This is a genomic window from Puia dinghuensis, from assembly GCF_014642875.1.
Taxonomy (GTDB): domain Bacteria; phylum Bacteroidota; class Bacteroidia; order Chitinophagales; family Chitinophagaceae; genus Puia; species Puia dinghuensis.
The window spans coordinates 747,117-771,383 of record NZ_BMJC01000004.1 but is presented as its reverse complement, the minus strand read 5'-3'; the positions used below and the strand labels follow the sequence as shown (position 1 = coordinate 771,383).

Here is a 24,267-nt window from a genome sequence, read left to right as displayed (position 1 = left end):
TTTTTAGCGTTTCTTCAATTCGTCGCGGATCTCGGTCAGCAGTTTTTCGGTTGCGGTAGGTTCAGCGGGTGCGGGTGACGCTTCAGCCTTCTTCCTTTCAAGGGATTGGAAGAATTTCACGACAAGGAAAAGGACGAAGGCGATGACAACAAATTTGATGACGGCCGCCAGGAAGTTACCATACTTCACCGCACCCCAGGCTAATTTGTCGATGTCCTCCAGGTGTGCTGCTTTCAGGGCGGGGGCCAATAACAGAGGGGTAATGACATCTCCGACCAAAGACGAAACGATCGCGCTAAAGGCAGCTCCGATAACCACTGCTACGGCAAGATCGAGTACATTGCCGCGCATAACGAAGGCCCTGAACTCTTTTAGCATTCCCATGATAGTTGTTTTTAGTTATTGAATGAAAGTGTTACAACACGAATGTCATCGAGTTCTGCGAGTATGCGCTAGGGGGGGAGTTTATAGGGGAGGGACCAGGGAGGGAGAAAGATCATTATACCGACATGATCTCTTTTTCCTTTGCCGCCAGGTGCTTTTCCACCATGCTGATATGCTTGTCGGTTATATCCTGAATTTCTTTTTCTGCGTCTTTTGCTTCGTCTTCACTAAGACCGTCCTTTTGTAATTTCTTTATTTGTTCGATAGCGTCTCGGCGGATGTTGCGGATGGCGACTCTCGATTGTTCGCCTTCATTGCCGGCCCGTTTTACAAATTCCTTTCTTCTCTCTTCCGTCAGCGGGGGCATGAATAGCCGGATGATATTGCCGTCATTTTGGGGGGTAACGCCCAGGTTGGCGTTGATGATCGCTCTTTCAATAGGTTGGAGCATATTCTTTTCCCAGGGCTGGATGGTCAGCGTGCGGGCATCCATGACGGAGATGTTACCCACCTGGTTGAGGACAGTCGGGCTGCCGTAATAATCGACCGTGAGACCTTCGAGCATCTGTGGGTTAGCCTTTCCGGCTCTTATCTTAACCAGTTCAGTTTCAAGGTGATTGAGCGCCTTTTTCATACTTTCCCGGGTATCTTCCAGGATAAGTTCCAGATCGTCTGACATAAATATTTGATTGACAATGCTGCAAACCTACGTCAAAAGATCAATTGTTTTGCTCGAGAATGGAGTCTTTTTTCAGGGTTACCAAGTGTGACGCTTTTGTCAGCTGAGCATTCTCTTCCTTGGCCGTCTTGGCAACAAATAGCCGGGGACCGGGCAGCAGATAGTAGATTGCCGCGATAAGGGAAAAGAAAAGCAGGAATACGCCCACAATGAGGTAGGTGCAATTCAGCGACCGGCCCAGGAAAGCAGCAACAATGACCAGGAAGTTTACCGCAACCAGGGTCAGGGTGATGGCCCGGTGCGAGAATCCCCGGTCGAGCAGGAGATGGTGGATATGATTCCTGTCGGGGCTGAAAGGCGAACGGCGGTGAAGGATGCGGATACCGAACACCCGCAAGGTATCCAGCAGGGGGATCATCAGGATGATGAAGCCTACCGCAGGGGAAGCAGGAATGGGGAAATTTACATCGGGGGTGTTCGCAACGTTGATGAATTTTATCACCAGAATGGAGTTGATGGTTCCCACCAACAGGGAGCCGGTGTCCCCCATAAAGATCTTTGCCGGTTGAAAATTAAAGATGAGAAAGGCCAGGAGGCTGCCGGCAAGGGCAAAGGCAAGAACGGCATAGGACGACATCCCGACATAAAGGAAGTAAACACCAAAGATGGTAGTGGATAAAAGTCCGAGGCTGCCGGCAAGACCGTCAACGCCATCTATGAGGTTGAAAGAGTTGATAACCACAATAACGGCGAAGTAGGTGAGCAGCAGACTAAACATCTCGGGTAGTTGATATACTCCGAAGAAACCATGCATACTGCGGATCTGGATATTGCCGTAATAAATGATAATAAACGCTGCCAATACCTGGCCGATGAATTTCTTTACGGGGGAAATGACGAGGATATCGTCTTTGAGACCCAGGAAGAAAATGACAAAGGCTGCGGCTATAAAATATTGAAGATCAGCGTATTGATTAAAATGAAGCGTAAGCAGACTACCAAAAATGAAACCGGCAAAGATGCCAATACCGCCAAGTGGGGTGATGGGGATGTGATGGACTTTCCGGGCATCGGGCATATCGAACAGCTTTTTCATTTCCGCCACATTGATAACGGCTGGGATGGCTAGGAAGGTTACAGTAAATGAAATAGCTATCGAAAGTAGGACATCAAACATCAGTCTGATTTTGATTCGTGAACAAAAATAGGAATTCTTTTTTTATAAAGTATCTAGACTAGAAACGACAAACTCTTATAGCAAAGATCAGGCCTTGTGTTCCTGCGGGGGTTGTCGGGTCTTGCAAATAGTTGTTTGTTCAGGGAGAAATGAGACCGAAAGATAATACAAAAGTTTAAGGGCTCCAAGCAAAAATCCTTTAGATTTGTCGAAAGGAATCAATAAATCAACTAATATGTCAGACTTAAAAGCGATCGCTTCACAGATCAGAAGGGATATTGTCAGAATGGTGCATGGCGCTGCAAGCGGCCACCCGGGCGGTTCTCTCGGTTGTACCGAATATTTCACCGCATTGTATTTCAAAGTAATGAAACACGACCCCAACTTTCATATGGATGGCAAGAATGAAGATATTTTCTTTTTGTCCAACGGTCATATTTCCCCCGTATTCTATTCGGCCCTGGCCAGGGCCGGATATTTCGATATCAAAGAACTGGCCACCTTTCGCAAGATCAATTCCCGGCTCCAGGGTCATCCTACCACCCATGAACATCTGCCCGGCATAAGAGTAGCCAGCGGATCACTGGGTCAGGGAATGAGTGTTGCCATCGGTGCGGCACTAAGCAAAAAACTCAATAACGATAAAAATATTGTGTATTCCCTACATGGGGATGGAGAACTTGATGAAGGTCAGAACTGGGAAGCTATCATGTTTGCAGCTGCGAAAAAAGTTGACAATCTTATATCTACGGTTGACTGGAATGGCCAGCAGATCGACGGGACGACCAAGTCGGTGATGGATCTGATGAATATCCACGCCAAGTTCGATGCGTTTGGCTGGACCACGCTGGAGATGAACGGCAACGATATGGACGAGGTGATCGCCACTCTTGACAAGGCAAAGGGTCTCACGGGGCAGGGTAAGCCTATTGCGATCATGATGCATACGATTATGGGTAAGGGTGTTGATTTTATGGAGAATGACCACCATTGGCATGGTGTCGCGCCCAATGACGAGCAGCTGAAAAAAGCGTTGGCGCAGTTGCCTGAGACGCTTGGAGACTACTGATAAAACAAACGTAAAGGGGCCTCATCCGGGGCCCTTTTACGTTTTAAGAGCTATCGGTTGGTTGGCGGCCTTTCGCGCAGGCAGCCAGGAGGCCAGCAAGGCAACCACGCCGATGGTGCAGAATACCATTAGGAAATCCGTTGCTACCAGTTTTACGGGATAGTAATCGATGAGGAAGGAGCCTCCCTGTAAGGGGATGAGCTTGTATTTTATCTGCAGGATACAGATGATGGCAGCCAGCAACATCCCTCCTCCCCCACCCATCAGGGCCAGCAGGAGCCCTTCGGTGAGGAAGATACGCTGGATTAAACTATTATTGGCCCCCAACGCCTTGAGTACATTGATATCTTTTTGTTTTTCCCATACCAGCATAGTCAGGGCGCCCACCATATTGAAGGCGGCCACGATGAGAATGAGGGTCAGCACGATATATATGACCCATTTTTCTGTCCCCATTACATTATAAAGGCTTTGGTTCTGCTCGTACCGGGTCTGGACGCGATAGGCGTTGCCGAGTGACTGAGTGATCACCTGTTTGACGGCAAGCACCCGGGTAGGGTCGGTGACCGCGAGTTCGGCGCTGCTATATTCATTTGGTCCCAGGCCGATCATCTGCTTGACAAAACCCATATTCGTGATGGCGTAATGGTCGTCGAAATCCTGCTGGATGCGGAATACCCCGGAGGCAACCATCGCCTGATGGTTCATGGATGCCATGGGGTCGGCGCTGCCCCGGCGAAAAAGGTAGACGCCCAAGGGCAATATATCCTTGTTTGCTTCCACCCCCAAGGTATATTCGATGCCTGAGCCGAGAATGGCGCGGGGTGTGTCTGGCGTCCCAACGTCGAATATTCCTTTTTCCAGTGTATTCCCTACCCCGGATACAATCGTAAAATTACTATCGACGCCCTTGAGATAGGCCGGAACGCGGATGTCGCCGTTCTCCAGGATGCCTTTATCTTCGGCCACCAGCGACACGGCACGGACCCCGCTGATGGTTGTCAGCTGATGGAGCTGTTGCGGGGTAAGGGTCAGGGTCTTTCCGCTGGCGGGAGTGATCTTTATATCCGGGTAGAAACTGCTGTAAAGTGATTTGACGAGATCTTCAAAGCCATTGAACACACTGAGAACGAGAATCAGAGAGGCTGCGCCGACCACAATGGCCGACATGCTCACCCAGGCGATGATATTGATCGCGTTGGTTGACTTTTTTGCCCGAAAATATCGCCAGGCGAATAGAAAATTCATTGCGGGCCATCTTTTTTTATCTTCCTAAAGAGCTCTTCCATCTTGTCGGCATGATCCAGCGTATCGTCATGGAAGTAGCTCAGGGTAGGTATACGGCGCAACTGATGTTTCACCCGGGCGGCCAGTTCCCGCTTGATCTCCCAGGCTCTTTCTTCTATCTTTTTCATGGTGCCGGGGATATCCTTCGCCTGGAAGAGGCTGAGGTATACGCGTGCTTCCAGCAGATCGGGCGTGACCTTTACGGCGGTGAGGGATATGAGGCCGCCATCGATCATGCTCAGACCGAGGCGTTGGAAGATGCCGCTCAGCTCTTCCATCAGGAGCGCGCCCACTTGTTTCTGTCTTTTTCCTTCTTGCATATCATTAACTATCTAAATCCGTGACAAGGCGGACCACGGGTCCGCCGGCCGAAGGCCAGTTTTTTATGGTTTCGCGCCGAGGATTTACATTAAACCGTTAAATCCGAGGCGCGGAAGCGGGAATACTGCTAAATTTGCCCCCAAATTTACGGATTTCAGCATGAAGAAATTCTCGGTGATCTTGAAGTACCTGTCCAGGTACAGGGGAAAGATAGTGGTTTACCTGATCTTTAATATCCTATCCATCCTCTTTGGGCTGATCTCCCTCGGTATGCTTAGCCCCTTTCTAACCCTCCTTCTCCAGGGCGAAGGGCAGACAGGGCAGGCAATGACCCTCAATACCAATGCCATCGGCGGGCTGAAAGACCTGCTGATCCAGGTGATGAGGCATTCCGACAAATCCACTACCTTACTGGTGATCTGTCTCCTGATCATTATCACCACGATACTTAAGAACCTGTTTTATTATTGGTCGTCCTATATTTCTTCTCCTATCCGAAGCGCGACGATAACTTTTTTACGCAATGACCTGTACGATAAGATCCTGGCGCTGCCGATCGGCTATTTTACCGAGCAGCGGAAGGGGGATCTTATTTCCCGGATGACCAATGATATCTACGAGATCGAGTCATCGGTCGTCAGTACGCTGGAGGGGATGATCAAAGACCCGCTGACCATTATTGGCTACCTGGCCTATATGGTCTATCTCAGTCCATGGCTTTCGCTCTTCCTGCTGATCCTCCTTCCGTTGACAGGATTTCTTATCGGCCGGATCAGCCGGACGCTAAAGCGGCAGTCCAAGGATGCTGCCATCCGGCTGGGGGAGAGTCTTTCGGTGCTCGATGAAACACTGGGGGGAATCCGGGTGATCAAGGGTTTTGGAGCGGAATCGGTTTTACGCCGGAAATTCATCCAACTGAACGATAGTCTTTTTCATACCCGCAATAAGATGAATGCGCGGCGGGACCTGGCTTCGCCGCTGACGGAGACCCTGGGAATAATCATCCTGACGATTATCCTGTACTATGGCGGGATGCTGATCTTCCGGACGCATGGAAAGGGATTTTCGGGTGGTGACCTGATGACCTATATCGCCGTTTTCGGATTGCTGATCAACCCGGCGAAAAACCTGTCTACCTCCCTGTTCAATATCCAGCGTGGTGCGGCGGCGATCGAACGGGTAGAAGACTTGTTAAAAGCGCCGGTGACGATTCAGGATGATCCGCATGCAAAGAAGCTGGAGGTTTTTCGCGACCGGATCGAGTTTCGTGGGGTGAATTTTTCGTATGAGGATGCGAGTATCCTGCAGGACATTAATCTCGTGATCGAGAAAGGTAAGACCATCGCCCTGGTGGGCAGCAGCGGTGCGGGTAAGTCGACCCTGGCCGACCTGGTTCCCCGGTTTCATGATGTCACGAGTGGGGAATTGCTAATCGATGGTATCAACATAAAAGCGTATTCGTTGAAGTCGGTGCGCGAGCAGATGAGTATCGTTACCCAGGAGCCCATCCTCTTCAATGATACCATCGCTGCCAATATCGCGCTTGGCAAACAGGATGCCACGCAGGAGGAGATCGAACAGGCGGCGAAGATCGCGAATGCGCATAATTTTATCATCCACAAAGAAGAGGGTTATCAAACCAATATCGGCGACAGGGGCAGCAAGCTCAGCGGAGGTGAACGCCAGCGGCTGACCATCGCGCGGGCGCTTTTGAAGAACCCGCCTATTCTCATTCTCGATGAAGCCACTTCTTCGCTCGATACCGAGAGCGAGCGGCTGGTGCAGGATGCCATCAATAAGATGATGGAGCACCGGACAAGTATCGTGATCGCGCACCGGCTGAGCACGATCAGGCATGCCGATGAGATTATCGTGCTGCAGAAGGGACAGATCGTGGAGCGCGGGACGCACGATGAACTGATCGCCCGCGGCGGGTTTTATAAGAAGCTGGTAGAGATGCAGGAAGTAAAATAGACTGCCCCATATGAATCGTATCGAATTGACTTATCCCAGGGTGGGTTTTCAGCGCCCCCTGATCTACTTAGGCGTGGCGGTCGCCTGCCTCGCCGCCAACCTGCTTTTTGGCAAACACCAGGATGAATACGTCAGTGGACAACACCTGACGGGACCGTCGCTGTTTCAGCTGGTGACGGGGGTTGCCGCATTCTTTTGTTTTATATTCACCATTTGGGATGCCGGTTTTGTGCTGAGGGTCAGGGATTTCCTACATAGAATAACCTTTGACGAGCAGGCCCTGTATATCGACAAGAAGGGCATCGAGCAGTCGATACCTTTGAAGAACATCCTGTCCCTGCGATTGACGGGCATGGGCGGCAATGGGATAAGAGGCACGGCGCAGGTTTATGAGGTACGATTTCAATCCAATGGGCTTGAAGACAGCCTGCTGATTGCCATTTATAACAGGAACATGGGCGCACTTGGCGTATTCGAAAAAACACTGGAAAAAGAAAACCCGGCCGCTGAGATAAAAAATTCCTGGACTTCGCTGGATGGTTTATTCCGGTTATTTCGCAGACCTAAGGATTAGTATCCCCCATCATCTTCATCCTCTTCGTCGGGCGCCATACCAAGAGGCTCCCGGTTGCTGCCGGCCTTTTCGCCGGTGAGGGGGATCTCGCGATCCATCTCTTCTATGTCTATGGGTCGTGCCGATTCATCGCCGATGAGGTAACGCGAGAAATAGTCGGCCATTCGCCAGAAGAAGTATTCCTGCATGTCGCCATAGCCGTGGCGCTGGCCCGGCAAAAGGACGAGGTCGAAGCGTTTGTTGGCCTTTATCAGGGCGTTGATCACGCGGATGGTATTGCCCGGGTGAACATTGTTGTCGATGTCGCCGGTGGTGAGCATCAGATGGCCCTTCAGATTCTTTGCCAGATCGGGGTTTTTCTCGATGGAATACTGGAAGCTGGTATCGCCTTTGTCGCCGACGATCTCCTTTACGCCATGATGTTTTTCACTCCACCAGCGATTGTAGATGGCGTTGTCATGATTGCCGGAGGAAGACACGGCCACCTTAAAAAAGTCGGGGTATACCAGCATTGCCGCGGTGCTCATAAAGCCACCGCCGCTGTGGCCGTAGATACCTACGCGATCGATGTCGATAAACGGATAGCGGTCGGCCAGTTGTTCCGCAGCCGTTTTTTTATCCGCCAGACCATAGTCACGCAGGTTGCCATAGCCATAGTTGTGATACCATTTGCTACGCGAGGGGCTGCCACCGCGGTTGCCAACGGTGATGACGATGATGCCTAATTGCGCCAACCGGTCGATCCGATCCATCGAACGGCCGAACGAGGCATTGACGGCTTCCGTTTGCGGACCGGGATAGACATATTCCATCAACGGATATTTTTTTGTGCTGTCGAAGTTGAACGGCTTGTACATCACGCCATAGAGATCGGTGATGCCGTCATCGGCCTTTAGGGTGAATGGCTGTGGAAATTTATAGCCGGCTGCGAAGAGGGAGCTGAGGTCGGCCGTCTCGAGGTCCATGATCTTGTGACCGCTGCTGTTATAAAGGACTGACTTGGGAATGGTGTTGACGCGGGAGAAGTTGTCGACAAAGAACTGCTGTTCATCGTCCATGCTGGCGCCGTGATCGAAGTCGCCACCATCCAGCAGGGTGAGTCCGCTGCCGTCGAGGTTCACCTTATATAGATGTAAGTAGTAGGGGTTCTCACCCGGCTCTCTGCCGCTTGCGGTGAAATAGAGGATGCGCTTTTTGTCGTCGATGTCAACGATGTCCTCGCAGTGGAAGGCGCCGCTGGTGATCTGGTTCTTTAGCTTGCCGCTGCCGTCATAGAGATAGAAATGGGCCCAGCCATCGCTTTCGCTCCATTCGATGAGTTCGTGACCTTCGCCGACGAGTCCCAGGCGGCGGATCTCCACATACGTGTTGAGGCTTTCTTGTATCAGCGAATGCGTTAAGGTGTCGCCGATGTTGATCGAGCAGACGTCGATACGATGGAGATCGCGGCTGGTTCGAGTGAAATAGAATTTTCCGGATGTTCCCAGCCAGAGTTGTGTACGGTAATCGTCATCGCGGGAGCTTTCTTTCGTGGGGGCCGACCAGATGGCGAGATCCTGGTCTTTGAATTCGCCGACGTTGATCGCCTGGTGGGTATGCGAAGCCAGATCGAAGACGAGTAACTGCTGGATGGGTGCCTCTTTTTCACCGGGCATCATGTATTTGTAGGTCTCGAGTGTGGGACGCGGGTCGGCGATCGAGTTGATGACCCAGAGGTCCCTGACCTTGCGCACATCAGCGCGCGACATGGCGAAATGTTTGGAGTCAGGGCTCCAGAAGAGCTGAGCCGGTTTGCGCTTATTCTTATTCTTCTCCTTTTCAACGTTGTTCTCACCACCACCACCCAGGACACCGCTGCCATGGTAGCTGTAATCTTCCATCCCATCTGTCGTCAGAGCATGTTCGACGATGGTGCTGTCATCCTCGTTCTGTAACGCTTTTTCGTAATTGGCCCTGTCCATCCAGTACAGGTTGAAGTGGCGGCCAAAGACGATGGTGTTGCTGTCGGGTGAGATGCTGGCCCAATTGGGTTTGTGTTTTGGTTTCTTATAGCCTGTGAGCTCGTTGAGCGTGCCATCGAGCAGGTTGTATTCGAAATAGATTATTCTTTTTGCGGTAGAATCTTTTGTAGAGTTCTTTTTACGCAGGGATTCAGAGCTTTTTACTTCGAACTGGATCCAATTCTCGTCTTTGATGAAGCGCAGGCTGTCGAGGCCGAGGTGTTTTGCATCGAAGGGATCCTTTATGATACGAGAGATGGCTGCGGCTAATTTATCGTTGTCGAACATTGCCTTTTTCTCTGCTTTCGCGGGATCGACGATGTACCACTTCTTGCCCTCTGTCGTCTCGTACATATACCAGAAGCGGGTGCTTTTCTTTAGCCAATGGGCGTCTACCTGGGTGGTGAAGATCATTTTTTCCAGCTTTTTTGGCGAGAAGCGGGCGGCTGCCTGGAAGTTGGCCCTGGTTGCGGGTATCGATTGGGTGTAGCCGATGAAGGCGGCCGCAAGCAGGTGCAGTAGTATGATGAGGCGGGGCATAAGCAGTTATTCTTTTAATTATGCTATATAATATTTTCTTTTCCAGTCATTTCGGTCATATTTACCCGCGGCAGCATTATAGGATAAGCGGGTGGAAAAACTTTTATTATTTTAGCCGCAAACTCCTTCCCGATGTTTCGAATGTTCCCGTTCATTCCTGGTTACTTCTATTATATTTCCATAGCGTTGCAGATTATTTGCGTACTGCATTGCATTCGCAGGGGAACGCAGCAAAGGTGGATCTGGTTGATCGTATTCGTTCCGTTGATAGGTAGTATTGCGTATTTCTTCACCGAGATAGTGCCCGAGCTGAACAGGGGGAACTGGCAGGGAGGGCTTAGCTCTTTGCTGGTGAGTCCTGCGGCTCGGACTCGACGGCTGGAGGAAAATCTGCGGTTTGCCGATACGTTCAACAACCGGGTGCTGTTGGCCAATGCGTATATGTTGTCAGGCAGGACGGAAGAAGCTATAGAGTTGTATTCGTCGAGCCTGACGGGGGCTTTCTCAGAAAATGAATATGTTATCAACCGGTTGATAGCGGCTTACTTTAAGACAGAGCGGTATCCCGAACTGATCCTGCTGGCGAAAAAGATCTATAATACGCCGCCTTTTGCCCGCAGCGAGGCGCATCTTTATTATGCGCGGGCGTTGGAGATCACAGGGGACAAAGAGGGTGCGGAAAAGGAGTTCAGGAAAATGAAGGGGCGGTTTGCCGATTTCGAGGCCAGGTATCAGTATAGTCTTTTTTTGCAGCGCGCGGGGCGTGACAGTGAAGCCCAGGGCATCCTGGAGGATATAGTAAAGGAGAGCCCTCATCTTAGCTCCAGGGAAAGGAGGGCCAATTACACCTGGATACAGAAGTCGAGGGAGGAACTGCGGGGTAGCCTCATCAAGAAGGGCTAACCTTATTTATTCATCATTTGCTTGGCCTCGATGCTCAAGGTAGCGTGGGGAACGGCTCTGAGCCTGGCTTTATCGATGAGTTTTCCTGTGACCCGGCAAATACCATACGTCTTATTCTCAATCCTCATCAGGGCTTTCTCCAGGTGATCGATAAAGGTGATCTGGCGGCTGGCCATCTGGCTCAGCTGCTCTCTTTCCATGCTCATGCTTCCGTCTTCCATGGTCATGTAGCGGGCGTCATCATTGTCGCCCCCCATTTCGTCCTTGCGCGTGATCAATCCCTGCAGGTAAGCCAATTCCTTCTTAGCTGCGTCCAATTTGCGATTGATCAATTCCCTGAATTCTCCAAGTTCTGCGTCGCTGTATCTCATAGTGGGTCCAGTTTGTTCTTCTTGTGGGGTGTCTAATACTGATTTTGTGAATTCGGGTTCGTATTTGCGAACCGTTTTTGTTTTTATTTCCGGGATGACCACTTTCACCGGTTTGGCGGGGACAGCCGGTTTTTTTGCTTCCGGCCGCGGCGTTATGGGTGGCGGTGGTGCAGGTACAGAGGCTACTGGTTTGGCAGCAACGGGTGCCGCGGTGGGTTTTAAGGGTGTCTGAGGTTGCGCTTTTGCAGCCGGGTGGGTTGCTTTCGATACGGGAGCAGCTACCGGCTGATGTTTGGGTGCCGGCTTAGAAGTATGGGTAGATACAGCGGGTTTTTTTGCTGATACGGGTGCGGATTTTTTTGCAGCAGCTGTCGGTGCAACCTTTTTAGCGGCCGGTTTGGCAATACTCTTAGCGGCCGGTGATTTTTTTGCGGTTTTGCTACCACCTGACGAGTGGGCAGATTTTGGAGCCGCTTTTTTAGCCGGTGCTATTTTCTTGACATTTACGGTCTTTTTAGCGGGCTTTGCCGCTTTCTTCTTGGTTGCCATACAGTTAGGCTTTTTTAGTGACGAACACTTTTAAAAGAATATCATTCACTTCAATTTCAGTGCCATTAGTCGGTTCCTTAACCAATTCGATAGAATCTGCCAAAATTTCCGCGCAAATATAATCATTAAATTGTGTCAAGGAATCAGTAAGAGAGGGTACGTCCGCTACTTTAACCAATATTCTGTCGGTGAGCTCATAACCATTGTCTTTCCGGATCTTCTGGATGCGATTGACGAACTCGCGGGCATTACCTTCCTGGGCCAGTTCGGGGGTAACGGTTACATCGAGTGCAACGGTGAGTGCATTCTTGTTTGCCACTACCCATCCGGGGATATCCTCGCTGGTGATATCTACTTCTTGAATAGACAATATTATGGGTTCTTTATCAATAAATAAAGTAATATCACCTTCTTTTTCCAATTTTGCTATGTTCTCCTGCGAAAATTCGGCAAGTGCAGCGCTGACGGCCTTCATTTTAGCGCCCAGTTTTTTCCCGAGCGCGATGAAGTTTGGCTTTATCTTCTTCTTTATAAAGCTGTTATCACCGTTGAGATATTCGATCCCCTTTACATTCACCTCGGCCTTGATGAGGTCTTCCACCTTTTCCAGCTGGTGTTTCATGTCCGGGTTGAGGACGGGGATGAGCACCTTCTGCAGGGGTTGACGCACCTTGATATTCACCTTTTTACGAAGGGAAAGGATCAGTGAGGAGGCGTCCTGTGCCAGTTGCATCCGTTCTTCCAGCGGGAGGTCGATAAAGTCTGCATCGGCCGTCGGGAAGTCGGTATGGTGCACGGAAGCGGCTTTTATTCTGCCGGTGACCTCGTTGAGGTTGACAAACAGCCAGTCCGCGAAGAAGGGCGAGATCGGCGCCATCAGCCGGCTGAGGGTTTCGAGACATTCGTAAAGCGTTTGGTAAGCGCAGATCTTGTCTTGCGAGTAGTCCCCTTTCCAAAAGCGGCGGCGGCAGAGCCGGACGTACCAATTGCTGAGGTGTTCGTCCAGGAAATCCTCCATAAGCCGGCCGGCCAGGGTAGGTTCGTAGTCGTCCAGAGCCGCGTTCACCTTGGTAACCAAACTGTTGAGGGAGGAAAGTATCCAGCGGTCGATCTCCGGCCTTTCTGCGGGCGGGACATAGGCTTCTGCAAAGGTGAAGCCGTCCACGTTGGCGTAGAGGGCGAAGAATTGGTAGGTATTATATAGCGTTCCAAAGAATTTGCGCTGCACTTCCTTGATGCCGTCGAGGTCGAATTTCATGCTTTCCCAGGGAGACGCATTGGTAATCAGATACCAGCGGGTGGCGTCGGCGCCGAATTTTCCGATGGTGTCGAAGGGGTCGACGACGTTGCCGAGGCGTTTGGACATTTTATTGCCGTTCTTGTCCAGCACGAGGCCGTTGGAAACGACGGTTTTATACGCGAGGCCAGGGTATTTTTTGTCGAGGTCGGCGGCGGTGACGGGTCCGCGGGAACCAGGTTGCAGGATGGCGGGGGGAAGTTTCTGCAGCTCTTCGTGGACGGATTCCTTCAACAGCGCAGCGATAGCATGGAGGGTATAGAACCAGCCACGGGTCTGGTCGACGCCTTCCGCGATGAAGTCGGCGGGATAGTTCTGAGCGAAGGTCTCCTGGTTCTCGAAGGGGAAATGCCATTGGGCATAGGGCATTGCGCCGCTGTCGAACCAGACGTCGATGAGGTCGGCGACGCGTTTCATCGGCCGGCCTGTTTTGCTGACGAGGACGATATCGTCCACGTAGGGTTTATGCAGGTCAGCGGTGAGCTTTTCGACATACCCTTGTTCGGTGAGGCCGGTTGTGGGTTTCATGAAGCCTGCTTTGATGGAGGCTTTGAGGGCGGCCTGGAGTTCGGCGATGCTGCCGATGCACAGCTCTTCGCGGGCGCTGAGGTCTGCTTCGGTTGGGGTCTCGGGCACTTCGGTGCGCCATACGGGAAGCGGTGTACCCCAGTACCGGCTGCGGCTGAGGTTCCAGTCGACCATGTTCTCAAGCCAGTTGCCGAAGCGGCCTTCGCCGGTGGATTTTGGTTTCCAGTTGATTGTCTTGTTCAATTCGACCATCCTGTCCTTCAGGGCGGTGGTGCGGATGAACCAGGCATCGAGGGGATAATAAAGGACCGGTTTATCGGTGCGCCAGCAATGCGGGTAGGTGTGTTCGTATTTTTCGATGCGGAAGGCCTGGTTGTCCTTCTTTAACCGCACGCAGATGTCAACATTGACGTCCACATAGTTAGGATCATCCTTATAGTTCTTGACATACCGGTTGCTGAACTCACCCAGGCCGTCAACGAATTTCCCCTGCTTGTCGACCATGATGAGGATACCTATATTATACTTCTGTCCTACCCGGTAGTCATCGGCGCCGAAGGCGGTTGCCGTGTGGACGATGCCGGTGCCATCCTCGGTGGTGACGAAATCGCCCAGGAGCACCCGGAAGGGATCGCCGCCGGCCTTTTCGGGGCTATTGGCTTCGAAGGGGAGCAGCTGTTCGTACCGCAGCTCTTCGAGGTTGCTGCCTTTGAATTCTCCCAGGATCTTCCAGGGGAGGATCTTGGATTCCGGGGTGAAGGCGGCGAAGTCAGCGGATTCTCCTTCTGGTTTGAAGTATTTGCCGATCAATGCTTTAGCAAGGATGACGTTGACAGGCAGATGGGTGTAGGGATTGAATGTTTTTACAAGGGCATAGTCGATGCGCGGACCGACGGTGAGACCCAGGTTGGACGGAAGGGTCCAGGGGGTCGTCGTCCAGGCCATGAAATAGATGTCGTTGCTTTCGGCCAGCCGGAAGAGGAATTCGCTTTTTGCGTTGCGGACGGCTTTGAACATGGCAACGACCGTAGTATCCTTTACATCCTTATAGCAACCGGGCTGGTTCAGCTCGTGGGAGCTGAGGCCGGTACCGGCAGCAGGGGAATAGGGCTGGATGCTGATGCTTTCGTAGAGCAGGCCCTTCTTATATAATTGCGCGAGAATCCACCAAAGGGTTTCGATGTAGTTGTTCTCGAACGTGATATAGGGGTTCTTCAGGTCGACCCAATAGCCCATCCGGCGGGTGAGTTCGTCCCATTTATCCTTGTATTTCAACACTTCACGACGGCAGGTCTCGTTGTATTCCGCGATGGAGATCTTTTTGCCGATGTCTTCCTTTGTAATACCCAGCATTTTTTCGACCTGCAGTTCTACGGGCAGGCCATGGGTATCCCAGCCGCCTTTGCGTTTCACCTGGAAGCCTTTCATGGTCTTATAGCGGCAGACCAGGTCTTTCAGGGTGCGGCTGATAACGTGGTGGATGCCGGGGAGGCCGTTGGCGCTTGGGGGGCCTTCGTAGAATACGAATGGGGAAGCTCCTTCCCGAAATTCCACACTTTTCTCAAAGGCCCGTTCAGCTTCCCACTTTGCCAGAATGTCCTGGCTTATGGCTGGTAAATTGAGTTGTTGATATTCCTTGTACTTCGTGGCCATGTATAATGCGTTAATTTTAACTGGGTTCGGGGGTTGAAGCGGCCTGTGGGCCGGCTGTTGGGGACGCGAATTTACAAAAAAACGGCCAATAATGGGCTTTCGGGCCGGTAGTGGCGAGCTGTCCTGGCATGGGTAGGGGCGCCTGCTGGCGTGGGTTGGCATGGTGTATTGTGGGTGCAGGGAGGTAATGGACGAACCTGGCAGGGTAATTGCCGAACATTGTTAAAGGATTGCCAAATGCCCGCTAAATCGATTTAAAAAAGGTCTTATTTCGTCGTAGTTATCCACATTAACGGGTTTTGGCATAATTTCTGGATACTGTATTTGCAGAAAAGCGATACAAATAGGGTGACCATCACCCGACAATATACAAGCTATTCTAACTATTTCTACGGTTTAGGGTTTAGGGGTTAAAAAGGGGGGTATTCCTACTCCCCTTCCTTTTAAATATACCTATCCCACCGTAGTTCCCCACTTCCACCTAACACCGTGTACTGTATTTACCTTATTCGATGACTGCATTCGCCTTATCTGATGACGGATCCGTAGCCATCCCGTTTTTAATCTCTGATATTACCTTCGAAAAAACCCGTTCGACAAGCGCCAGGCTCTAAGATCTCAATTCCTGAATCACCGAGTACGAATTTTCAGTTTCCGGAAAACCTACCTTTTTACCCCGGAGTATTGGCCCAGGGGGGGTCTATAAAAATGTACCTCCCCGGGCCAATTTTAGTTTATGGGGTGACCTGTTCGCCGGGGTCAGTAAATTCAAGCAGATGGCGGCTATGGAGAAAGGCATATTGCGCCCTGGTCAGATAGACCGTCGTTATTCCATCTGTAGGATAGATGTCGTAAAACCGCCCCTTGGTATCATTTTCCCGTTCAGCCTTCACGATGAGCTCCCAAAACGCGGGATCAAGATATTTGCCCGGCTGGTGCAGCGTCACCAGATAAGGTCTTTTGCCTAATGTAAACCCATAGGCGAAGTCCGTTCTCTTCCAGTTATATCCGTCGACAATCTTTTGCGGCCGGAAACCGCCTCTTGAGATGAGCGCCAGATCCATCGTGAACTGTCTATACATTCCGGTGTCGACGCCGTATTTCATATCGATGTCGAAGACCACGTTTTTGAAGCATTTCAGGATATCGCTGTAATGATTGATCTCCTTGCCGTCGAGCTCCGTCATGCCGCTGTCCTTTTCAGCCCGGGTCAGATGAGAAAACAAGCCGATCGAATCGTATGCCCGTAGCGCTGCCGTAATGTTTTCCTGGGTGATGTTGTTAGCGTCACCTTCGTAACTTACCATCATATATGAACCGAGGGCCCCATCATGCATCCAGTTGAAATTTTTGAACTGACGTTTTGTCAACGCGATGATCGCGAAATGGCTACTGTCATCGGTGGCTTGATGCAGGCGGTAAGGAGAATCCATATCCGCCAGCATCTTATTAAAGATGATATAATATCGCTCGGGCAGGCGGGCACGCCCCAACATTCTATTTCCAGAGGAAGCATAGTAAAAGGCCGAATACGAGAAGGCTTTTCCTTTTTTCCAGATGGTCGTATTCAGGTTGTAGGAATCAAAATCAGGGAATGACTCCTTTGTGTCCTTGGCCACCTTATACTTTATGGAATCATATTGCAATCCGGGAAAAGTTCTTGCCGTACGGGCATAAAGAGAATCGAGGAATGGGATGCTGTCGGCGGGAAGCGCTCGGAGATCAATGTTGGTACAAAAATCCAGGTAGGCGGGGATCTCCGTATAGCGATGCAGATCGCCCCTGGCGCTTCGCTCCATCAGCAAGTGGTAGTTTGCGTCAGTGATGACGTTAAATTCATGGAGCGAATCGGCAAACGGCTTCAGCCATTCCGGCCGGAGGAAATATTCTTCATTGGCAGTGTGGTAGGCCCAGGATGCAGCGGTAATTTCCCAATCGAATCTGCCCTGTCCATTCAGGGTCAGCAATTCGTCCTTTCCCCACCCGGACAATAGTCCTACCGCATCCATTTTGCGGATGAAGGTGTCGATCCAGGCCTTGATCGCGGGAGTTACCGCCCTTGGCAAGGGGCTAAAGTGGAAAATGCTGGAAGTGCCGGGAGTAGAGAACGTTTTTGCCTGCGTCAACAGCCCAAGCAAGGTCTCGTTGCGGGAATAATCGATTTTCGTGTGGAGGATGGAAGTATCCTTCAAGCGCTGTTGTAGCTGATCGTATTGCCTTTGCACCATTCCCTTTTCGTAGGCAGTGATCAAATGGCTGGTTTCCAGCCGATCGAGGGCGGCGGGTAGGCTGGTCTGAGCCAGGCCCGGGGCATAGCCCAGGAAGATCGCCAGACTGAAGCCGATGAGTCTCGGGATGATGGGGTTCATGATAGCAGTTTGGAGTTAACGGGATGGAACTGTCACGATCGGGTGCGGATGATCTTGTATATTTTTATTGCACTCATCAATAAGATGACGAAGAGCACGAGGCCAAGAAGGCCCCAGGCCCAGCTCATGTTTTGTTTGACGACGGCAAGCATCACGATCGCGACGAGGAAGATGGTGGCTACCTCGTTCCAGATGCGCAGCTGCTGCGAAGAATAGCGAAAGATGCCTTTCATCTGCTGCCGGTAGATGGCCTGCAACGAAAAATGATAGGCATAGAGTCCGATGACGAAGCCTAGTTTGATGGCCAGCCAGGTGGGGAAGCTGCCAAGCATGCCCATTACCCAGGGACCGAAGATCAACGTCAGGATCGCGGAGGGCCAGGTGATGCCCAGCCACAGGCGGCGGATCATTACCCGGAACTGCTGCATGAGGATAGTTCGCTCCGGTTCGGGCTTTGCATTGGCTTCGGTATGGTAGACGAAGAGCCGTACCATATAAAAGAGCCCGCTAAACCAGGTGACGATGAAAACGATGTGGAGGGCCTTGATGTAGTTATACATAGGAAAAAATTTCTATGCCTCTTTGATCCATCCTGCCAGCGCGGCTGCCCACTGCGAGTCCGCATTGAGACAGGGGATCATCGTATACTCTTCGCCGCCAGCTGCGAGGAAGGCTTCTTTGCCTCTTATAGCTATCTCTTCCAGGGTCTCCAGACAGTCGCTTACAAACGCAGGACAGAGGATCAGCAGCCTTTTTATCCCTTCTTTTGGCATCTCTTCCAGCCGGATGTCGGTGAACGGTTCGAGCCAGCCCTTGCCCAGTCGCGACTGGAAAGAGTTGCTGTATTTCCCTTCGGGGATGCCCAGTTGCCGCACTACTTCGCGGGTAGTGGCAAAACATTGATGACGATAGCAGGTAGCATGAGCCGGGGAAGCCGTATCGCAACAGGTTGCCGAGCTCAGGCAATGGTGACCCGTAGGATCGGATTTACGAATATGGCGCGCCGGCACGCCGTGATAACTAAAAAGGATATGATCGTACTGCTTTTGCAGATAGGGCCGGATATGTTCGCTCAACGCCTTTAAATAAGACGGATCATTGTAGAAGGGCTTTATGAAGGTTAGCCGGAAGGTATACTTGTTCTTTCGATGTATCTCTCGTGCATATTCTACAGCCGTCTCATATGACGCCATCGCATAATGAGGATAGAGCGGGATGGCAATTACCTCTTCCAGCTGTGGCACCTGCTTTAGCAAGGAACGATAGGCGTCGTCCATGGAGGGATTGCCATAGCGCATAGCGATCCCGACGGGCTCGTCGACCAGCGGTTGGAGGGCTTGCTGCAACTCCCGGGTCAGCACGATGAGCGGAGACCCCTCTTTTGTCCAGATGGTCTTGTAGGCTTCCGCCGACTTTGCGGCCCTGAAAGGGACGATGAGCCCGCCGACCAGTATCTTCCGAAACAGCCAGGGATAATCGATAACCCTTTTGTCCATCAGGAATTCCATCAAATAAGTACGAACGTCCCGGGTGGTGGTGGAATCCGGTGAGCCTAGATTCATGAGAAGGATGGCTCGCTTGCCTGTTGGTGCTATCATAAATGACTGCAAAAATAGCTGGTTGCGGGCCCAAAAGTTGCCCCAGGGGGGTGGTTTTTGGGAAATGACAGTCTAATGACAGAGGAAAACCAATTATAGCCACCGCAGCAAGTACTTTTGCTTTCGTACTAGTATCAATAACTGTAGAAATGGGTACAAGGACCACTGATATCTCAGGATTTTACGTAGTAGGGATCAATTACAAGAAAACCGACGCCGCGATCCGCAGTCAATTCGCCATCAGCAACGAACAGTATTCCCATCTCCTTTCGCTCGCTCCCGCGCATCATTTATCCGAATTATTTGTCCTGTCCACCTGTAACCGGACCGAGATCTATGGTTTTGCCGATAATGTCCGGCAATTAGCCGGTCTGTTGTGTTCGGCTACGACGGGCGATACTTCGACGTTTATGGAGATAGCCTATAGCAAGCGGGGCGCCGAGGCAATAGAGCATCTTTTCCTGGTATCCGCGGGCATCGACTCACAGATCCTTGGCGATTACGAGATTGTCGGACAGATAAAACAAGCCGTAAAATTTGCCAGGGAAAACCGGTTTGTCGGCGCCTTCCTGGACAGGCTGGTCAATTGTGTACTCCAGGCTTCCAAGTCGGTGAAGAACCAGACCGAACTCAGCGGCGGCACCGTATCGGTATCCTTTGCCGCCATTCAATATATCCGCAGCACATTCGCCGATCTGACGGGAAAACATATCCTGCTGATCGGCGTCGGAAAGATAGGACGCAACACCTGCCGGAATATGGTCGATTATCTCGGGATGAGGGATATCACCCTGATCAACCGGACGGAGGCAAGTGCCGCCGAGCTGGCTGCCGAAACCGGAGTAGGCTATGCGTCGCTCGATCAGCTATCCACTTACGTCAATAAGGCGGACATCATCCTTGTCGCTACCAATGCCGAAGAGCCTACCCTGATGGCTTCTCATCTCGAAGGACAAGGAGAAAAACTGGTGATCGACCTCTCTATTCCCTTTAATGTGGAGAAGTCGGCGGCCCTCCTGCCGGGGGTCACGCTGGTAAACGTGGACGAGCTGTCGAAGATAAAGGACGAGACGTTGCAACGGCGCGAGGCAGAAGTTCCGAAGGCAAAGGCCATCATCGTGGAGCATATCACAGAATTCATGGACTGGTATGCGATGCGCAAACATGTCCCGGTGTTGAAGGCCGTCAAGACCAAATTAAAAGAATTACATACGAGTCCGTTGTACGGCCAGCTTGCGGGGGAAACGATGTCCGCCACCGACGATGCCGATCAACAGATACAGCGGGTGCTCAATGGCATGGCGACCAGGATGCGCCAGCATAACCAGGGAGGCTGTCACTATATCCAGGCGATAAACGAGTATATCGGAGGCTAGGCTAATGCATTTACCCATCCGCATAGGCACAAGAGAAAGCGCCCTTGCTCTCTGGCAGGCGACACAGGTGAAAGACCTGTTGGAAAGAGAAGGCTTTGCCACTACACTAGTGCCCATAAAAAGCGAAGGAGATATCGATCTGAAGACGCCCTTATATGAGATGGGGGTGCAGGGAGTCTTTACCCGCAGCCTGGATATCGCTCTCCTGAATAATAAGATAGACATTGCGGTGCACTCCATGAAGGATGTTCCTACTCAATTACCGGAAGGCATCGAGCAAGCTGCCGTGTTGAAACGGGGACCCGTACACGATCTGCTCGTGTACAAACAGGATACCGAATTCCTCCTTCATCGGGATGGCGTAGCAACCATCGCCACCAGCAGCATCCGCCGCAAGGCCCAGTGGCTGCATAAATATCCGAATCACCGGATCGAAAACCTCCGAGGAAACGTCAATACCCGACTGAGGAAGCTTGGCGAAGAGAACTGGGATGCGGCCATCTTTGCGCAAGCCGGGCTCGAACGCATCCATCTCCGCCCGGAGAAAAGCCTTGTCCTGGACTGGATGCTACCTGCCCCTGCACAGGGCGCCATCCTTGTCGTCAGCCGGGGCGAGGATGAAATTTTAAGCGCCTGCGAGCCGCTGAACGATGCGAATACGGCGCTTTGCACCCGGATAGAACGGGATTTCCTGCGTACCTTGCTCGGCGGCTGCTCCACACCCATTAGTGCATTGGCCGAAATAGAGGATGGAGATATTTATTTCAGCGGTCAGATCTTGTCGCATGACGGAAAGCAAAAAGCCGAAATTGAAAAGATATTGCCTCTCGACAGGGCTAACGATACCGGAAAAGCTGCGGCGGAGGAATTGCTGGAAAGGGGTGGCCGGACTATTGTCGAAAGCATCCGTGCTGCGGAGCAGGCGGCGCCCGTGAAAGAGTGAAAATGTCTATTCCGAGACGATATATTTTGTCCACCGCAGATGTGCCGGCGCCCCTGATCATCGAAGCGGCGACAAAGGGCATCCAGCTGGACATAGTGCCTTTTATCCGGACGGAGGCTGTCGAGCGTGCCGGCGAGATGCCGGAGAGGGCGCGGAATGTGGTGTTTACCAGCCAGCATGCTGTGGAGGCGTTGACGGGCAGCGGGGGGACGGATGGCTGGAAGATCTTTTGTACCAGTGGGGTCACGCGGCGGCTGGCGGTGGAGTATTTTGGCGAAGCAGCCATCGCGGGTACGGCGGATTCGGCGGCAGCCCTGGCGACCGTGATCATCGGGGCCGGAGTAGAGAAAGAGGTGTGGTTCTTTTGTGGCGATCAGCGCCGGGAAGAGTTGCCGACTCTTTTACGAGAGGCGGGATTCCGCGTGCATGAGGTGATCGTTTACCGGACGGCCCTCACGCCGCTCAAGCTGGAACGGACCTATGATGGGATCGCTTTCTTTAGCCCAAGCGGGGTCGAAAGCTTCTTTTCGGTGAATAGCGTTGAGACAGCAGCCGCGCTGTTTGCTATCGGCCGGACTACCGCAACGGCCATTCTTGCGCGAACGGGCAGAGCCGCGATAGTCAGCAGCAAGCCGGATAAAGAACTATTGATCCATCAGATGATAGCTCATTTTACATTATGAATACACTCCAGAATGATTTGTTATTGCGCACCCTGAGAGGAGAGAAGACCGAACGGACACCGGTGTGGATGATGCGACAGGCGGGACGTTATCTTCCGGACTACCGAATCCTAAGGGAGAAATATTCCTTTTTCGAGCGTTGTCAGACGCCTGAACTGGCGGCGGAAATAACCATCCAACCAGTGGAACAGATTGGGGTGGACGCGGCGATAATATTTTCCGACATTCTGGTCGTACCGCAAGCCATGGGAATGGAGGTGCAGATGGTGGAGTCAAAGGGACCGCTGTTGCCTGACCCCATAAAAAAGGCCGCCGACCTGGATAGGCTGATCAGGCCGGATGTCGAAGAACGGCTTGGTTATGTATTCGACGCCCTGCGGCTCACCAAGAAGACGCTGGCCGGGCGGGTTCCGCTGATCGGATTTGCCGGCGCGCCCTGGACGCTGCTTTGTTATATGGTGCAGGGGAAAGGCTCCAAGACTTTTGACGAGGCGAAGGTTTTTTGTTATACCCAGCCGGAGACGGCCCATCGGCTTCTACAAATGATAACGGACACGACGATCGACTATCTCAAGGGTCAGGCAGCTGCAGGCGCCGATGTTGTGCAGATCTTCGACAGCTGGGGTGGGTTGTTGGGTCCCGAAGATTTTGAGAACCTGTCCCTGCGGTATATCCGGCAGATCGTCCATGCACTGAAAGACGAAGTATTGACCATCATCTTTGCAAAGGGAGCCTGGCACAGCCTGGAAGGCATGGCGGCGACGGGTGCGCATGGATTGGGCATCGACTGGTGTATCCGCCCGCAAATGGCGCGGCAGTTAGCCGGGAATAGGGTTGCATTGCAAGGCAACTTCGATCCCGCGAAGTTATTATCGCCAATACCAGTTATTGAAAAAGAAGTGAGAGCGATGCTTGATGCCTTCAAGGAGGGATCGGGTGCTTATGTCGCTAACCTCGGCCACGGCATCCTACCCGATGTACCCGTAGACCATGCGCGAGCCTTTGTTGAAACCGTGAAAAACTATCAATATGAACCAGCCTGATGGTGCATTGTACAAGACCGAGACCTGGGCTTTCCGCGAACACTGGATCGACTATATCCTGGGGCTGCAGGACCGCATCTGTATCGCGTTGGCAGACCTGGACGGAAAATCATCTTTTGTCACCGACGAATGGGAACGGGAACAAGGCGGCGGCGGCAAGACGAGGATAATCACGAATGGCCGCATCTTTGAGAAAGGAGGCGTCAACACTTCCGTCGTTTGGGGGAAGGTGACCGATGTGATGCGCACGCAGCTGAAGATCGAAGGCAAGAATTGGTTTGCCTGCGGACTTTCGCTGGTGATCCATCCCGTGAATCCCTATGTACCGACCACGCATGCCAACTGGCGGTATTTCGAACTCTACAATGAGGCGGGACATGTCACCGACCGGTGGTTTGGCGGCGGCGCCGATCTGACGCCTTATTATCTTTTCCGGGAGGACGCCCGGCATTTCCACCGGAGCTTCAAAATGGCCATGGACCCCTTCGACCCGACCTGGTACCCGAAATATAAGAAATGGTGTGACGAGTATTTTGTCAACAAACACCGTGATAATGAGATGCGGGGCATCGGCGGGGTCTTTTATGACCATCTCCGGCCGGCCGATGCCGCGGATGCCGACCGGCTTTTTGCTTTTCAGCAGGCCAACGGGAATGCCTTTGTCCCCGCCTATCTGCCTATCGCGGAGAAACGGGCGGCTATGCCTTATGGTGAGCGGGAGCTGGAATGGCAGGAGATCCGCCGGGGGCGGTACGTGGAATTCAACCTTATCCATGACAGGGGTACGTTATTCGGGCTTAAGACGAATGGCCGAACGGAAAGCATTTTGATGAGCCTGCCGCCAAGGGCGCGGTGGGGTTATAATTATCAACCTGAAGAAGGGAGCCCGGAGGCCGATCTGCTGGATGCCTGTCTGCATCCGAGAGATTGGGCAAAGGAATAAAATCAT

At 52.0% G+C, this 24,267-nt stretch carries 20 protein-coding genes; 9 read left to right on the top strand and 11 right to left on the bottom strand.

Translation table 11 applies throughout. The annotated features are described in order from the left end of the window. Positions 1-3: 3 nt before the first annotated feature. From mscL to IEY39_RS21180, 3 genes are all read right to left on the bottom strand, one after another. Positions 4-384: a large conductance mechanosensitive channel protein MscL gene (mscL, locus tag IEY39_RS21190; protein WP_188935375.1), complete on the bottom strand. Its 381-nt coding sequence runs from the start codon at positions 382-384 to the stop codon at positions 4-6. Positions 385-499: 115 nt separating this feature from the next. Continuing rightward, on the bottom strand, positions 500-1,063 hold the full coding sequence (gene frr, locus IEY39_RS21185; RefSeq protein ID WP_188935373.1) for a ribosome recycling factor: 564 nt from the start codon (positions 1,061-1,063) through the stop codon (positions 500-502). A gap of 40 nt (positions 1,064-1,103) precedes the next feature. Further along, the gene (locus tag IEY39_RS21180; RefSeq protein ID WP_188935371.1) at positions 1,104-2,240 is read right to left on the bottom strand and encodes an MraY family glycosyltransferase; all 1,137 of its coding nucleotides are present in this window, start codon (positions 2,238-2,240) and stop codon (positions 1,104-1,106) included. Between the two features lie 235 nt (positions 2,241-2,475). Between IEY39_RS21180 and IEY39_RS21175 the strand changes: the two genes are divergently transcribed. After that, positions 2,476-3,309 carry a transketolase gene (locus IEY39_RS21175; protein WP_188935369.1) on the top strand — a complete coding sequence of 278 codons (834 nt, stop codon included), beginning with the start codon at positions 2,476-2,478 and terminating at the stop codon, positions 3,307-3,309. 36 nt (positions 3,310-3,345) lie between these two features. Here the strand turns inward: IEY39_RS21175 and IEY39_RS21170 are convergent, their stop codons facing one another. Together IEY39_RS21170 and rbfA are read right to left on the bottom strand one after the other, a co-directional pair. After that, positions 3,346-4,557: an FtsX-like permease family protein gene (locus IEY39_RS21170; RefSeq protein WP_188935367.1), complete on the bottom strand. Its 1,212-nt coding sequence runs from the start codon at positions 4,555-4,557 to the stop codon at positions 3,346-3,348. Then, positions 4,554-4,916: a 30S ribosome-binding factor RbfA gene (gene rbfA / locus IEY39_RS21165; RefSeq protein WP_188935364.1), complete on the bottom strand. Its 363-nt coding sequence runs from the start codon at positions 4,914-4,916 to the stop codon at positions 4,554-4,556. Before rbfA ends, IEY39_RS21170 begins: the two co-directional genes overlap by 4 nt. A 160-nt stretch (positions 4,917-5,076) precedes the next feature. Here rbfA and IEY39_RS21160 point away from each other — a divergent pair, with 160 nt between their 5' ends. Then, positions 5,077-6,891, top strand: coding sequence for an ABC transporter ATP-binding protein (locus IEY39_RS21160; RefSeq protein ID WP_188935362.1), 1,815 nt, complete (start codon positions 5,077-5,079; stop codon positions 6,889-6,891). Between the two features lie 10 nt (positions 6,892-6,901). Beyond that, positions 6,902-7,465, top strand: coding sequence for a YolD-like family protein (locus IEY39_RS21155; protein WP_188935361.1), 564 nt, complete (start codon positions 6,902-6,904; stop codon positions 7,463-7,465). On the opposite strand, the gene IEY39_RS21150 is transcribed toward IEY39_RS21155, so the two are convergent. Beyond that, positions 7,462-10,005, bottom strand: a complete 2,544-nt coding sequence (locus IEY39_RS21150; RefSeq protein ID WP_188935360.1) for a S9 family peptidase — start codon at positions 10,003-10,005, stop codon at positions 7,462-7,464. The genes IEY39_RS21155 and IEY39_RS21150 overlap by 4 nt on opposite strands. 132 nt (positions 10,006-10,137) lie before the next feature. On the opposite strand from IEY39_RS21150, the gene IEY39_RS21145 reads away from it, so the two are divergent. Further along, the gene (locus IEY39_RS21145; RefSeq protein ID WP_229689014.1) at positions 10,138-10,908 is read left to right on the top strand and encodes a PLDc N-terminal domain-containing protein; all 771 of its coding nucleotides are present in this window, start codon (positions 10,138-10,140) and stop codon (positions 10,906-10,908) included. 2 nt (positions 10,909-10,910) lie between these two features. On the opposite strand, the gene IEY39_RS21140 is transcribed toward IEY39_RS21145, so the two are convergent. The 5 genes from IEY39_RS21140 to hemH all read right to left on the bottom strand — a co-directional run bounded on the left by IEY39_RS21140 (position 10,911) and on the right by hemH (position 19,273). Then, complete coding sequence (locus IEY39_RS21140) at positions 10,911-11,828, bottom strand: TraR/DksA family transcriptional regulator (protein WP_188935359.1); 918 nt, start codon at positions 11,826-11,828, stop codon at positions 10,911-10,913. 4 nt (positions 11,829-11,832) lie between these two features. Then, positions 11,833-15,306 (bottom strand): isoleucine--tRNA ligase, encoded by a 3,474-nt coding sequence (gene ileS / locus IEY39_RS21135; protein ID WP_188935357.1) that lies wholly within the window; start codon positions 15,304-15,306, stop codon positions 11,833-11,835. A gap of 734 nt (positions 15,307-16,040) precedes the next feature. Further along, positions 16,041-17,675 carry a hypothetical protein gene (locus IEY39_RS21130; protein ID WP_188935355.1) on the bottom strand — a complete coding sequence of 545 codons (1,635 nt, stop codon included), beginning with the start codon at positions 17,673-17,675 and terminating at the stop codon, positions 16,041-16,043. Between the two features lie 32 nt (positions 17,676-17,707). Beyond that, positions 17,708-18,235 carry a CopD family protein gene (locus tag IEY39_RS21125; RefSeq protein WP_188935353.1) on the bottom strand — a complete coding sequence of 176 codons (528 nt, stop codon included), beginning with the start codon at positions 18,233-18,235 and terminating at the stop codon, positions 17,708-17,710. Between the two features lie 12 nt (positions 18,236-18,247). Beyond that, on the bottom strand, positions 18,248-19,273 hold the full coding sequence (gene hemH, locus IEY39_RS21120) for a ferrochelatase (RefSeq protein ID WP_188935351.1): 1,026 nt from the start codon (positions 19,271-19,273) through the stop codon (positions 18,248-18,250). A 149-nt stretch (positions 19,274-19,422) separates the two neighbouring features. Between hemH and hemA the strand changes: the two genes are divergently transcribed. The 5 genes from hemA to hemF are packed head-to-tail and all read left to right on the top strand — an operon-like array spanning position 19,423 to position 24,261. Continuing rightward, the gene (hemA, locus tag IEY39_RS21115) at positions 19,423-20,649 is read left to right on the top strand and encodes a glutamyl-tRNA reductase (protein ID WP_188935349.1); all 1,227 of its coding nucleotides are present in this window, start codon (positions 19,423-19,425) and stop codon (positions 20,647-20,649) included. A gap of 4 nt (positions 20,650-20,653) precedes the next feature. Next, the gene (gene hemC / locus IEY39_RS21110) at positions 20,654-21,592 is read left to right on the top strand and encodes a hydroxymethylbilane synthase (RefSeq protein WP_188935347.1); all 939 of its coding nucleotides are present in this window, start codon (positions 20,654-20,656) and stop codon (positions 21,590-21,592) included. A 2-nt stretch (positions 21,593-21,594) separates the two neighbouring features. After that, positions 21,595-22,275 (top strand): uroporphyrinogen-III synthase, encoded by a 681-nt coding sequence (locus IEY39_RS21105; protein ID WP_188935345.1) that lies wholly within the window; start codon positions 21,595-21,597, stop codon positions 22,273-22,275. After that, positions 22,272-23,318, top strand: coding sequence for a uroporphyrinogen decarboxylase (gene hemE, locus IEY39_RS21100; protein ID WP_188935343.1), 1,047 nt, complete (start codon positions 22,272-22,274; stop codon positions 23,316-23,318). Before IEY39_RS21105 ends, hemE begins: the two co-directional genes overlap by 4 nt. Next, complete coding sequence (hemF, locus tag IEY39_RS21095; RefSeq protein ID WP_188935341.1) at positions 23,305-24,261, top strand: oxygen-dependent coproporphyrinogen oxidase; 957 nt, start codon at positions 23,305-23,307, stop codon at positions 24,259-24,261. The genes hemE and hemF overlap by 14 nt, the downstream gene beginning before the upstream one ends. The last annotated feature ends 6 nt before the right edge of the window (positions 24,262-24,267 follow it).

Bases quoted from the DNA above. Each gene is read 5' to 3' on its own strand.
- mscL (WP_188935375.1), bottom strand. From the start codon at position 384: ATGGGAATGCTAAAAGAGTTCAGGGCCTTCGTTATGCGCGGCAATGTA.
- frr (WP_188935373.1), bottom strand. From the start codon at position 1,063: ATGTCAGACGATCTGGAACTTATCCTGGAAGATACCCGGGAAAGTATG.
- IEY39_RS21180 (WP_188935371.1), bottom strand. From the start codon at position 2,240: ATGTTTGATGTCCTACTTTCGATAGCTATTTCATTTACTGTAACCTTC.
- IEY39_RS21175 (WP_188935369.1), top strand. From the start codon at position 2,476: ATGTCAGACTTAAAAGCGATCGCTTCACAGATCAGAAGGGATATTGTC.
- IEY39_RS21170 (WP_188935367.1), bottom strand. From the start codon at position 4,557: ATGAATTTTCTATTCGCCTGGCGATATTTTCGGGCAAAAAAGTCAACC.
- rbfA (WP_188935364.1), bottom strand. From the start codon at position 4,916: ATGCAAGAAGGAAAAAGACAGAAACAAGTGGGCGCGCTCCTGATGGAA.
- IEY39_RS21160 (WP_188935362.1), top strand. From the start codon at position 5,077: ATGAAGAAATTCTCGGTGATCTTGAAGTACCTGTCCAGGTACAGGGGA.
- IEY39_RS21155 (WP_188935361.1), top strand. From the start codon at position 6,902: ATGAATCGTATCGAATTGACTTATCCCAGGGTGGGTTTTCAGCGCCCC.
- IEY39_RS21150 (WP_188935360.1), bottom strand. From the start codon at position 10,005: ATGCCCCGCCTCATCATACTACTGCACCTGCTTGCGGCCGCCTTCATC.
- IEY39_RS21145 (WP_229689014.1), top strand. From the start codon at position 10,138: ATGTTTCGAATGTTCCCGTTCATTCCTGGTTACTTCTATTATATTTCC.
- IEY39_RS21140 (WP_188935359.1), bottom strand. From the start codon at position 11,828: ATGGCAACCAAGAAGAAAGCGGCAAAGCCCGCTAAAAAGACCGTAAAT.
- ileS (WP_188935357.1), bottom strand. From the start codon at position 15,306: ATGGCCACGAAGTACAAGGAATATCAACAACTCAATTTACCAGCCATA.
- IEY39_RS21130 (WP_188935355.1), bottom strand. From the start codon at position 17,675: ATGAACCCCATCATCCCGAGACTCATCGGCTTCAGTCTGGCGATCTTC.
- IEY39_RS21125 (WP_188935353.1), bottom strand. From the start codon at position 18,235: ATGTATAACTACATCAAGGCCCTCCACATCGTTTTCATCGTCACCTGG.
- hemH (WP_188935351.1), bottom strand. From the start codon at position 19,273: ATGATAGCACCAACAGGCAAGCGAGCCATCCTTCTCATGAATCTAGGC.
- hemA (WP_188935349.1), top strand. From the start codon at position 19,423: ATGGGTACAAGGACCACTGATATCTCAGGATTTTACGTAGTAGGGATC.
- hemC (WP_188935347.1), top strand. From the start codon at position 20,654: ATGCATTTACCCATCCGCATAGGCACAAGAGAAAGCGCCCTTGCTCTC.
- IEY39_RS21105 (WP_188935345.1), top strand. From the start codon at position 21,595: ATGTCTATTCCGAGACGATATATTTTGTCCACCGCAGATGTGCCGGCG.
- hemE (WP_188935343.1), top strand. From the start codon at position 22,272: ATGAATACACTCCAGAATGATTTGTTATTGCGCACCCTGAGAGGAGAG.
- hemF (WP_188935341.1), top strand. From the start codon at position 23,305: ATGAACCAGCCTGATGGTGCATTGTACAAGACCGAGACCTGGGCTTTC.